This is a genomic window from Blastococcus sp. SYSU D01042 (genome assembly GCF_054050515.1).
The window spans coordinates 177644-188394 of sequence record NZ_JBJGZM010000006.1 but is presented as its reverse complement, the minus strand read 5'-3'; the positions used below and the strand labels follow the sequence as shown (position 1 = coordinate 188394).

The 10751-nt window shown below is 74.3% G+C and carries 13 protein-coding genes; 3 read left to right on the top strand and 10 right to left on the bottom strand.

Annotated features, from left to right (window positions below; translation table 11 throughout):
- Positions 1–18 precede the first annotated feature (18 nt).
- Entirely contained in the window at positions 19–390 is a 372-nt protein-coding gene (locus tag ACI79H_RS13090; RefSeq protein ID WP_456554831.1) for a phage holin family protein, read from the bottom strand.
- Positions 391–561: 171 nt separating this feature from the next.
- On the opposite strand from ACI79H_RS13090, the gene ACI79H_RS13085 reads away from it, so the two are divergent.
- Positions 562–1755 (top strand): AAA family ATPase, encoded by a 1194-nt coding sequence (locus tag ACI79H_RS13085; RefSeq protein WP_456554830.1) that lies wholly within the window; start codon positions 562–564, stop codon positions 1753–1755.
- Between the two features lie 42 nt (positions 1756–1797).
- Positions 1798–2547 (top strand): ZIP family metal transporter, encoded by a 750-nt coding sequence (locus tag ACI79H_RS13080; protein ID WP_456554829.1) that lies wholly within the window; start codon positions 1798–1800, stop codon positions 2545–2547.
- A gap of 14 nt (positions 2548–2561) precedes the next feature.
- On the opposite strand, the gene ACI79H_RS13075 is transcribed toward ACI79H_RS13080, so the two are convergent.
- A complete protein-coding gene (locus ACI79H_RS13075) occupies positions 2562–4331 on the bottom strand; it encodes a SpoIIE family protein phosphatase (protein ID WP_456554828.1) in 1770 nt (589 codons plus the stop codon).
- Between the two features lie 227 nt (positions 4332–4558).
- On the opposite strand from ACI79H_RS13075, the gene ACI79H_RS13070 reads away from it, so the two are divergent.
- Entirely contained in the window at positions 4559–4969 is a 411-nt protein-coding gene (locus ACI79H_RS13070) for an ATP-binding protein (protein ID WP_456554827.1), read from the top strand.
- Positions 4970–5165: 196 nt separating this feature from the next.
- Here the strand turns inward: ACI79H_RS13070 and ACI79H_RS13065 are convergent, their stop codons facing one another.
- From ACI79H_RS13065 to ACI79H_RS13030, 8 genes are all read right to left on the bottom strand, one after another.
- The gene (locus tag ACI79H_RS13065; RefSeq protein ID WP_456554826.1) at positions 5166–5657 is read right to left on the bottom strand and encodes a hypothetical protein; all 492 of its coding nucleotides are present in this window, start codon (positions 5655–5657) and stop codon (positions 5166–5168) included.
- Complete coding sequence (locus ACI79H_RS13060) at positions 5654–6016, bottom strand: response regulator (RefSeq protein WP_456554825.1); 363 nt, start codon at positions 6014–6016, stop codon at positions 5654–5656. Before ACI79H_RS13060 ends, ACI79H_RS13065 begins: the two co-directional genes overlap by 4 nt.
- A gap of 35 nt (positions 6017–6051) precedes the next feature.
- The gene (locus ACI79H_RS13055; protein ID WP_456554930.1) at positions 6052–6561 is read right to left on the bottom strand and encodes a chemotaxis protein CheX; all 510 of its coding nucleotides are present in this window, start codon (positions 6559–6561) and stop codon (positions 6052–6054) included.
- A 2-nt stretch (positions 6562–6563) separates the two neighbouring features.
- On the bottom strand, positions 6564–6956 hold the full coding sequence (locus tag ACI79H_RS13050) for a response regulator (protein WP_456554824.1): 393 nt from the start codon (positions 6954–6956) through the stop codon (positions 6564–6566).
- A complete protein-coding gene (locus tag ACI79H_RS13045) occupies positions 6956–7780 on the bottom strand; it encodes a CheR family methyltransferase (RefSeq protein ID WP_456554823.1) in 825 nt (274 codons plus the stop codon). The genes ACI79H_RS13050 and ACI79H_RS13045 overlap by 1 nt, the downstream gene beginning before the upstream one ends.
- On the bottom strand, positions 7777–8883 hold the full coding sequence (locus ACI79H_RS13040) for a protein-glutamate methylesterase/protein-glutamine glutaminase (RefSeq protein WP_456554822.1): 1107 nt from the start codon (positions 8881–8883) through the stop codon (positions 7777–7779). The genes ACI79H_RS13045 and ACI79H_RS13040 overlap by 4 nt, the downstream gene beginning before the upstream one ends.
- A 355-nt stretch (positions 8884–9238) precedes the next feature.
- Positions 9239–10135: a hypothetical protein gene (locus tag ACI79H_RS13035; RefSeq protein ID WP_456554821.1), complete on the bottom strand. Its 897-nt coding sequence runs from the start codon at positions 10133–10135 to the stop codon at positions 9239–9241.
- A gap of 148 nt (positions 10136–10283) precedes the next feature.
- Positions 10284–10751 carry a chemotaxis protein CheW gene (locus ACI79H_RS13030; RefSeq protein WP_456554820.1) on the bottom strand — a complete coding sequence of 156 codons (468 nt, stop codon included), beginning with the start codon at positions 10749–10751 and terminating at the stop codon, positions 10284–10286.

Sequence of the window (10751 nt, the reverse complement as noted above, 5' to 3'; positions counted from 1 at the left end):
GCGGACGCTACTGCCGGATCAGCGGTCCAGCACCCGGTCGGCGGCCCAGCCCACGAGCGCGAGGATCAGGCCGCCCAGCACCGCGGTGCCGAAGCCGTCGACGCTGAGCCGGTCGGTGATCGCGGCGGTCAGGCCGAGCAGCGCCGCGTTGACGACCAGCAGGAACAGGCCCAGCGTCAGGACGACGAACGGCAGCGAGAGCAGCCGCAGCACCGGCCCGACGATCGCGTTGACCACGCCGAAGATCAGCCCGATCCACAGGTACGTGCCGTACTCGCCGAGCGGGCCGTCCTCGTTCGGGAACACCTCGAGCCCGGGCAGCACGTCGAAGTAGGTCAGCACGTAGAAGGCCGCCCCGAGGATGACCACCTTGAGCAGGAACTTGATCACGACTCGACGCTAGCGGTCGGCAGCGGGTCGGTCGGGGATCTGAGGACCTCTTGCTCTCTCTAGCGTCGCCGCTAGAGAGCTCCAGACGGACCTCGATCGCTCCGCGACACGCGCTAGGCGGCTCTACCGATGTCTAGGCCCTCCGCTAGACGACGGCATACCGTGCTCGACATGGACCCCGTCCGGAACCCCTACGCCCCTGGCGCCGGCCAGCGGCCGCCCGAGCTGGCCGGGCGGGACACCGAGCTCTCGGCCTTCGACGTGGTGCTGGAACGGATCGCGCACGGGCGGCCCGAGCGGTCGTTGGTGCTCACCGGGCTGCGCGGCGTCGGCAAGACCGTGCTGCTCAACCAGCTGCGGTCCGCGGCCATCTCCCGGGGCTGGGGCACCGGCAAGATCGAGGCGCGCCCCGACCAGTCCCTGCGCAGGCCGGTCTCCTCCGCCCTGCACATGGCGCTGCGCGAGCTCGGCCCGCGGCACGGCGACCAGGAGTCGGTGGCCGAGGTGCTCGGCGTGGTCAAGGCCTTCGCCCAGCGGGCGGTGCCGGCCGACGCCAAGGTGCGGGACCGCTGGCAGCCGGGCATCGACGTCCCCGCCGCCACCGGGCGGGCCGACTCCGGGGACATGGAGATCGACCTGGTCGAGCTGCTCAGCGACGCCGCCGGGGTGGCCGCGGACATCGGCAGCGGCATCGCGCTGTTCATCGACGAGATGCAGGACGTGCAGCCCGACGACGTCTCGGCCATCTGCGCCGCCTGCCACGAGCTGTCCCAGCAGGGCGCGCCGCTGATCGTCGTCGGCGCGGGCCTCCCCCACCTGCCGGCCGTGCTCAGCGCGTCCAAGAGCTACTCCGAGCGGCTCTTCCGCTACCTGCGCATCGACCGGCTGGAGCGCGCCGCCGCCGACCGCGCGCTGATCGCGCCGGCCGAACGCGAGGGCGTCGAGTTCGCCGCCGGCGCGCTGGACGCGCTGTACGAGGCCGCCGACGGCTACCCCTACTTCGTGCAGGCCTACGGCAAGGTCACCTGGGACGTCGCCGCCGCCTCCCCCATCACCCCCGAGGACGTCGCCATGGCTGCGCCGGTCGCCGAGGCCGAGCTGGCCGTCGGCTTCTTCGGCTCGCGGTACGACCGCGCCACGCCCGCCGAGCGCGAGTACATGCACGCGATGGCCGAGCTCGGCGGACCCGGCGGCGCCCCGGTGGCGACGTCGGAGGTCGCTGTCTCGCTGGGCCGCAAGCCCGCGTCCCTCTCCCCCGCCCGCGACTCGCTGATCAAGAAGGGCCTGGTCTACTCGGCCGAGCGCGGCCAGATCGCCTTCACCGTCCCGCACTTCGGCCGCTACCTGCTCCGCCACCCCGAGTAGCACCGGGGTTGGCGCCCGGCCCTACCGGGCACCGCCGGGACCGTGCCGACGTGGGTGGAAGCCGGGTTGTGGGGCCTGCTCGGCGGGGGCGCGCTGGTCGTCGGCGCGCTGATCGCCTGGCTCACCCCCGTGCCGCAGAAGGTCGTCGCGTCGGTCATGGCCTTCGGCTCCGGGGTCCTCATCTCCGCCGTCGCCTTCGACCTGGTGGAGGAGGCGTTCGACTCCGGCGGGCTGACCGCGACGGCGACCGGCTTCGTCGGCGGCGCCGTCGTCTACCTGGCGGCGAACCTCGCGCTGAGCCGCCGGGGCGCCCGGCACCGCAAGCGGTCCGGGGGCCAGCAGCCCTCGGAGGAGGAGCAGTCGGGCAGCGGCGCGGCCATCGCGGTCGGGGCGCTGCTGGACGGCGTCCCCGAGTCGGTGGTGCTCGGCCTGGGCCTCGTGGGCGGCGGCACGGTGAGCCTGTCGGTGCTGGCCGCCGTCGTCATCTCCAACGTCCCGGAGGGTCTGTCCAGCGCCGCGGGCATGAAGCGCGGCGGGCGCTCGGCCCGCTACGTCTTCGGGGTGTGGGGCGGCATCGCGCTGGCCAGCGGGCTGGCCGCGCTGCTGGGCTACGCGCTGCTCGGCGACACCTCGCCGGAGGTGGAGGCGGTGATCACGGCGGTCGCCGCCGGGGCGATCCTCACGATGATCGCCGACACGATGATCCCCGAGGCGTTCGAGGACACCCACGCGTGGACCGGGCTGATCACCGCGGCCGGGTTCCTCACCGCGTTCGCGATCAGCGCGGCCTGATCAGGACGGGCGGATCAGGGACGGGGCAGCACGCCGGGCACGACCTCGGGGCCGGCCACGGCCGGCCGCCCGGCGCCCAGCGGGTGCATCCGCACCGCCAGGACGGCGACGTCGTCCTCCACGTCGGGTCCGAGCATCTCGACCAGCAACCGGTCGCACAGCGCGTCCAGCGGCAGCCCGCCGGAGCGCGCCACGAGGTCGCGCAGCAGGTCGCGACCGTCGTCCAGCAGCATGCTGCGCCGCTCGAAGAGCCCGTCGGTGAACAGCAGCAGGGTGCTGCCGTCGGGCAGCGGGCTCACCTCGTCGGAGCGGGGGCCCAGCCAGCCGATGCCGACCGGCGGTCCGACGGGCGCGGAGAGGTCGAGCACCGTGCCGTCGTCGAGCAGCAGCAGGGGATCCGGGTGCCCGGCGGTCGCCCAGCGGAGCCGCCGGGCGGGCCGGCCGTCGGGATCCACCCCGAGCTCGATGCGGGCGACCAGCGCCGTGGCCATCGCCGGCACCTCGAGCCCCACCAGTGCGTGGTCCACGCGGCGCAGCAGCCCGGCGGGGGCGTCGAGCCGGTCGTAGCCGATGCCCCGCACCAGCGTCTTGACCTGCCCCATGGCCGCCGCGGCCTCGATGTCGTGGCCCATCACGTCACCGATGACCAGCACCGTGTCGCCGTCGGGCTGCAGGTAGGCGTCGTACCAGTCGCCGCCGATCGCAATCCCCTGCGTGGCCGGGCGGTACCGGACGGCCAGCTCCAGCGAGTCCGGCTGCACGGGCGGTGAGAGCAGGCTCAGCTGGAGCCGCTCGGCCACCTGCTGCTGCGCGGCGGCGAGCCGGGCGTTGTCGAGGGCCAGCGCCGCGCGGCGGCAGGCGATCTCCGCCGTCCGGAGCTCGCCCGCGGTGTGCGGACCGCGCTCGCGGCCGTTCACCAGGGTGATGACGCCGATGACCTCCCCGCGGGCGATCAGCGGGTAGCCGGCTGCAGAGGCCGGGGCGAGGGGGGCCAGGGCCTCCCGGGCCGCCTCGACCGGCACCATGGCACGCACGATCTCGTCGGTGAGCTGCGGGAGGACCACCGGTCGCGGGTCGCGCAGCACCGCCGGTACCGGGGCGGTGGGGTCGTTCGTGGCCACGCGCAGGTCCGCGTAGCGGTGCATGTGCGGCACCATCGCCGGGTCGCTGTGGGCGCGTCCGACGTCGCGGCGGGTGCCGTCCCGGTCGACGACGCTGACGATGCACCAGTCGGCCAGCTGCGGCACGACCAGCTCGGCGAAGCGCTGCACGGCCTCGTCGGTGTCGGTCGTCGAGGTCATCGCCAGGTTGATGTCGCCCAGGAGCATCAGGTGCCGGCCGGCGAGCTCCGCCTCGTGCGCGGCGGCGGCCGCCGCGGCCGCGGCCTGCTCCCGGGCCTCGACGGCGGCGGCCCGCTCGTCGGCGACCCGGTGCTGCTCGGTGACGTCGTCGTAGGTGACGACCAGCCCGGCCGGGGTGAGGAAGGCGTCGGCCCGGAACCACTTGCCCAGCGGGCCGAACCAGGCCTCGGTCCCGCCGGTCCCGCCGGTGCGCCGGACCGTCCGGTAGAGCTCCTCGAAGGGGCCGCCGACGGCCTCGGGGAACTCTTCCCAGATGCCGCGGCCGACCAGGCCCTCGACGGTGCGGTCGAGCACCGCGGCGCCGGCCGGGTTGACGTAGCGGAACCGCCAGTCCTCGTCCAGGACGAACATCGGCCGGTGCATGCCCTCGACGGCCTGCAGGAGCAGGTCGCCCGGCAGCGCGCGCGGCTCGTCCGGGATCACGGTGCCCACTGTGCCCCATGCCCGCGCCCGCGCCGCCACGCCGCCGTGGACGGGGTCGCTGAATTCACCCCTCCTGACCAGTTCCGCGGGGAGGAACACCGCGGACGGCGGTTACCACGGGCCCGTCCGGGGCATCCCCCTGCCGTCCAGCAGAGGGCAACCGAGGGGGAGAGATGTCTCGTCGTCTGTCATGGCCGCGACGGCCGTTGCCGGACGGTCGCGGTGAGGTGTGGCGCTGGGACCTCGCCACCCTCGGCGAGCTCCCCGCGGCGCGCGCCGGCCTGCGGACCCGGCTGGAGAGCGCGGATGCCCCCGCGGACGAGGGCGAGGGGACGACCGAGGAGCTGGTCCTCGCCTTCGACGAGCTGGCTTCCAACGCGCTGCGCCACGGCACGTCGCCGGTGGTCGCGACGGTGATCGCGGGGTCGGGCGGCTGGCTGCTGGACGTCAGCGACCGCGCCCCCCACGTGATGCCGACCCCCGCGGTGGACCGCGACCCCGCGCAGGGCGGGATGGGCCTGCAGCTGGTGGCTCGGCTGGCGGTGGCGCACGGCTGGTACGTCGACGCCGGCGCGAAGCACGTCTGGGCCTGCCTGGGCAGCGCGCTCGAGGACCGCTGGGCGCCGGTCCCGGCCTGAGCGACGCCCGGCCCGAGCAGCACAGCGCCCGGGGCGGCGGGAACTCGCGTTCCTGCGCCGCCCCGGGGCGACTTGTGCCGCGACGGAGGAGCTGTCGTCCCGAGTGGGCCCCGGAGGGGTCCGCGCAGGGGCGACGGATGGGCTCCGCTCAGCAGGAGCCGCTCGTGGTCGCGGTGTCGTCCGGAGGACGACGGTGTTACGGCAGGACCAGGCTGAGGGCTCCCTTGCCGTAGGTGGGGACCTCGATGGTGAGGTCCACCCGGTTGAAGGCCGCGAGCATGCCGGCCAGGTCGCCGGGCAGCTCGTCGCCGGGGGCGTAGAGCTTGTGCAGCTTCGAGTGCGGCGCGCCCTGGGCGTTGAACAGCGCCGCGAGCACGTTGACGACCTCGTGCAGGGCCTCGGCCTGCATGCCGGTCAGCTCGCCGTCCTCCTCGACGGCGTCCTGGCAGCCGCCGGGGGGCAGCAGGGCCAGCGCACCGCCGGTGTAGGCGGCCGCACCCAGGTCCATCACGCACAGCGCGTTGACGGCCATGCCCGGGTCGACGTAGACGGCCACGGCGACCGGCTTCTCGGGCGTCGGGGTGACCGGCGCTCCGGGCTCGACCGTCACCGGCTTGCCCACCAGGCCGGTGAGCATGTCGCGGACGTCCTTGGCGGCCGGCAGCGGGATGGTGCCGGCGGCGGTCACTTGATCACCCCGGTCAGCGCGTCGGCGAAGGTCTCCTCGTTGAACGGCTTGGCGATGAGGAACAGGGCGCCGGCGTCGGCGGCCTTCTCGCGCATCTCCGGGGAGCCCTCCGAGGTGACGAACCCGAAGGGCACGCTCGAGCCGGACGAGCGCAACGCCTGCAGGCACTCGATGCCGGTCATGTTGGGCATGTTCCAGTCCGACAGCACCAGGTCGGGCTTCTCGGCGCCGACCTTGGCCAGCGCGTCGGCGCCGTCCTCGGCCTCGACGATGTCGTGGTCGTCGAACCCGGCCTGCCGCAGGGTGCGGATGACGATCTGCCGCATGACGCGGCTGTCGTCGGCGATCAGGATCTTCACAGCGGTACCTCGTTCTTCCGGCCAGCAGGTGCAGGTCAGCGGTGGGTGGGGAGCGCGGGCAGCGCCCCCTGGACGGAGACGGACACGGGCTCCCCGCGCCAGAGCACGTCGATCCGGCAGGCGTCAGCCGGGTTGCGGACCGCCGGGGCGTGCCCGACGTCCGGCAGGCTCAGCCCGGAGGGGCCCGGCAGCGCGGCCTTGACGTTGCCGCCGACGACGTTGGCGATCTCGCCGAAGGCGTCGGCGACGTCCTCGTCCTCGAGCACGTCGGGCGCGTGCTCCCGGAGCAGCGCCCGGGTGAGCTCCTCGGCGGTGCGCCGCCCCGTGGTGAGGACGACGCTGCCGGTCCAGGGGCCGACGACGTCCACCCAGCTGGAGACGGGGTCGTCGACGGACCCGCCGGGCAGCGGGACGAGCACCTCGTCCTCGCCCACGAGGGAGATCCACGCCTCCTGGGCGATGGACTCCACGGTCGCCTCGTCGATCAGGTCGGTGATGACCGGCCGGGTGTCGGCACCCCGCCGGCGCTCGCCGGTGTCGGCCATGGTCACAGCGCGACCTCCTGGGGGAGCAGGCCGAGCAGCGCGAGCTTGTCGCGGATGGCGTCGGCGGTGAACGGCTTGATCACGTACTCGTGGGCGCCGGCGGCCAGGGCCCGCACGATCTGCGTGTGCTCGCTCTCCGAGGTCACCATCATGATCGTCATCGAGCGCCAGGCCGGGTTGGACCGGACGGCGGAGACGAACTGCAGCCCGTCCATGACCGGCATGTTCCAGTCGACGCAGACGAGGTCGGGCAGCTGGTCGCGGTCGGCCGCCTCGAGGACGTCGAGCCCCTCCCGGCCGTGGCCGGCCTGCTGGGTCTCGTAGCCGAGACCCTCCAGGATCCCCGAGACGATCCGGCGCATCGCGCGGGAGTCGTCGATCACCAGAGCACGCATCACTTCCCCTTCAGCGGGCGGTAGGCGGAGCTGCGGCCGACGACGACCCGCTCCCATGAGTCGTCCACCCCGAGCGTGGTCTCCGCCGCGCCGAGGAAGAGCCAGCCGTCGGGGCGCATGAGCTCGCGGACCCGGCGGAGGATGGCCTGTTTGGTGGCCAGGTCGAAGTAGATGAGGACGTTGCGCAGGTAGACCACGTCGAACGGCCCCATCCGCGGCAGCGGCGCCGCGAGGTTGCACTGGCTGGCGGTCACCATGCGCCGCAGCGCGGGAGCGACCTCCCACTCGTTGCCGGCCCGCGTGAAGTGGCGGACCAGCATGGGCGCGGGCAGTCCGCGGTTGACCTCGAGCTGGGTGAACCGCCCGGCACGCGTGCGCTCCACCATCTCCCGCGAGATGTCGGTCGCGGTGATGGAGACCCGGGACGCCGCCCCGGGCAGCGCGTCCTCGAGCAGCATGCCGATCGTGTAGGCCTCCTGCCCGCTGGAGCAGGCGGCCGACCAGATCTGGAGCCGCTCGTTGGGGCCGCGCGCCGCCAGCAGCGAGGGCAGCACGGTCGAGGTGAGCGCGGTGAACGGGTCACCGTCGCGGAACCACGAGGTCTCGTTGGTGGTGAGCGCCTCGACGATCCGCCGGGTGCTGTCCGCGTCGGGACGGCTGCGGACGGTCTCCACGAACGAGGACACGTCGGTCAGGCCGGCCTGGCGCGCGATGGGCAGCAGCCGCGCCTCGACCAGGTACTCCTTGCCGGGCTGCAGGACGATCGCGCTCTCCCGGTGCACCAGCTGGCGCACCCAGTCGAAGCTGGTCGTGGTGAGGGTCATCGGTTCACCCCGGTGAGGACGGCGGAGGCGCGCGTGGGGACGACCCCGGTGAGGTGCCGCTGGATGGACTCCGCGACGCGGTCGAGGGGCAGGACCTCGTCGGCGAAGCCGGCCTGGGCCACCGCGCCGGGCATGCCCCAGACGACGGAGCTGGCCTGGTCCTGCGCGAGCACGGTGCCACCCGCGCTGCGGATGTCACCGGCACCGTTGCGCCCGTCGGAACCCATCCCGGTCAGGACGACCCCGAGGACGGCCCCGGCGTAGGCGGCGACGGCCGAGCGGAACAGCGGGTCCACGGCCGGGCGGCAGAAGTTCTCCGGCGGGCCCTGGTGCAGGCCCGTGGTGTGCGTGCCCCGCCCCGGGCGGACGACGAGGTGGTGGTCGCCGGGGGCCAGGTGCACGGTGCCGGGCAGGAGCGGGACGCCGTCGGTGGCCTCGACGACGCGCAGCGCGCTGAGCCGGTCGAGGCGCTGGGCGAACTGCCGGGTGAAGACCGGGGGCATGTGCTGGACGACCAGGATCGGCACGGGCAGCGACGCCGGCAGCTGGGGGAGGAGCTTGGCCAGGGCCTCGGGGCCGCCGGTCGAGGAGCCGATGACCAGCACGGCGGGCTTCGCGGCCGGCGCGCTGCGCGGCGCGGGGGAGCGGGGCGGGGGCACGGGGAGGGCAGGCCGCGGCGCGGCGGCCGCGACCACGCGCCCGGTGAGCGCCTTGATCTTGGGGATGAGCTGCTCGCGGACGCTGCCCATCGACTGCGCCACGCTGCCGACGTTGGCCGGCTTGGTGACGTAGTCGTTGGCGCCGGCGGACAGGGCGTCGAGGGTCGCGGTCGCCCCGCGCTCGGTGAGCGTGCTGAACATGATGATCGGGACGCGGTTGCGGCCGCCGCGGATCGCGCGCACGGCCTCGATGCCGTTCATCTCCGGCATCTCGATGTCCATCGTGATCAGGTCGGGCTCCAGCTGGGTCAGCTTGGAGAGCGCCACCTTGCCGTTGACGGCGGTGCCCACGACCTCGATGTCGGGGTCCTCGGACAGCACGTCGGTCACGATCTTGCGGACGACGACCGAGTCGTCGACCACCATCACCCGGATCGGGTTCACGTGCGTCCTCCTGGTTCCTGCCGCTGTCCAGCCGACAGGTTGGTCACTGCTCTTTCGGCACCGGTTCCCGGCTCCTTGAGCGGGATCGGTCGGGCACGTGCGAACCGTTCCGGGCTCGTCGCCGTCGCCTCATCCGCACCACCAGCATCGGCATCATCAGGCCTCGGGAAAAGGGGACGGACGCAACCGTTACGCAATTCGCGGTGACCACGCGAATGGCAGGAGAAATAGCACCACGGTGCCATGTCGACAATGCCGGAACGGTGGGCGTGGGCCATTCCGGCGCACCGCCCCGACCAGCGCTTTCCGGCCGCGGGAAGGCGAGCGCCCGCCGCCGGCGGGCGTCAGGGAGCGCTCAGGCGGCGCGGCTGAGCGGCGCGCGGAGGACGGTCAGCGCGCCCTCGTCGAGCAGATCGCCCATGGCGATGCCCTGCACGCAGCCGGCGATCGCGTTCCACGCCCCGGCCGCGCCGTCGTGCCGGTCGAAGCCGCCGTCGAGGAAGGCCTGCACGGCGTGCAGCTGGGCGGTGGCGAGCACGCGGGTGCGGCCCGACACGTGGGCGGCCCAGGAGGCCTCGTGCATGGCCGTGGCCCACGGGCGCCGCTCGGTGCGGCCCTCGTCGACGGCGGCCCGCCAGCGCGCCCGGCCGGCGTCGTCCAGTCCGCGCAGCCCGTCGAGGAAGGCGACCAGCTCGGCGCCGGCCGTGCCGAGCGCCAGGCTCTCCGGCCCGGCGGTCGGGGTGGTGTCGGCGACGCGGTCGAAGGAGGCGGTCAGCTCGCGGCGCACCAGCGGCGGGAGCACCCCCGCGGCCCAGTAGCCGATGGCCGCGTCGGCGAGGACGTCGGCGGCCTCGGCGACCAGGTCGGGGTCGAGCAGCTCGGCCGCGGGGTGCTCGACCCCGAGCACGTCCTCGCGGACCAGCCGCTCCAGGGTGGGGGCGTCGCCGATCGTGCCCTGCTCGAGCTGCTCGACCAGGACGGCGGCGCGGTCCCCCGCGGCACGGGCGCCGGCGGCCGCGCTGCGCACGCTCGGCACGGCGACGGCCATCTCGCGGGCCCGGCGGGACCGGACGGCGAGGGTGAGCCGCTGGTCGCGCTCCAGCCCGCGGGCGGGGTGGGCGGCGCCGAGGGCGGCCAGCGCGACGCCGTCGGCCTGCAGGCCCGTCAGGAGCACGTCGGCGACGGCGCGGCCGGCCGGGATGCGGACGAGGTCGAACCCGAGCGTGGCGGCACTGACCAGCGTGTACGGCACGGCAGCGCCTCCGGAGCAGGGGGACAGGTCCTCCCATGCTGGCCCCGGCGACCGCGGAACGCCACGCGGCCGTCACCCCATGGCAGGACCCTGCCGGGATGACGGCCGCGTGTCCGGTGAATCTCCGTCACCGGGCGGTCGCACAGCGTTATGCGCTGACGGCCTTGTGGACGTCCAGCGCCAGGAGGAGCTGGCCGTCCAGCTTGTAGGCGCCGCGGATCAGGTCGCGGGCCTGGCCCTCGAGCGTGTCCGGCGGGGCCTCGAAGTCGGCGGCGTCCACGTCGACGACGTCGGCGATCGAGTCGACCAGCAGGCTGACCGCCTCGCCGTCGAGCCGGACGACGATGACGACCGCGTCGGTGCCCTCGGGCCGGGCGGGACGGCCGAGCCGCTCGCGCAGCTCGATGGCCGTGACCACCTGGCCGCGCAGGTTGATCAGGCCGGCCACGGCCTTGGGGGCCAGCGGCACGCGGGTGAGCTGCTGGCTGCGCAGCACCTCCTGCACGTGCTCGACCTCGACGCCGTACAGGTCGCCGTCGAGCCGGAAGGTGGCCAGCTGACCGCTGGTGGCCGGGGCCACCGTGCCGTTGCCGGGAGCGTGGTCGATCGCGGTCAC

Bases quoted from the DNA above. Each gene is read 5' to 3' on its own strand.
- ACI79H_RS13050 (WP_456554824.1), bottom strand. From the start codon at position 6,956: ATGCGTGCTCTGGTGATCGACGACTCCCGCGCGATGCGCCGGATCGTC.
- ACI79H_RS13085 (WP_456554830.1), top strand. From the start codon at position 562: ATGGACCCCGTCCGGAACCCCTACGCCCCTGGCGCCGGCCAGCGGCCG.
- ACI79H_RS13045 (WP_456554823.1), bottom strand. From the start codon at position 7,780: ATGACCCTCACCACGACCAGCTTCGACTGGGTGCGCCAGCTGGTGCAC.
- ACI79H_RS13055 (WP_456554930.1), bottom strand. From the start codon at position 6,561: ATGGCCGACACCGGCGAGCGCCGGCGGGGTGCCGACACCCGGCCGGTC.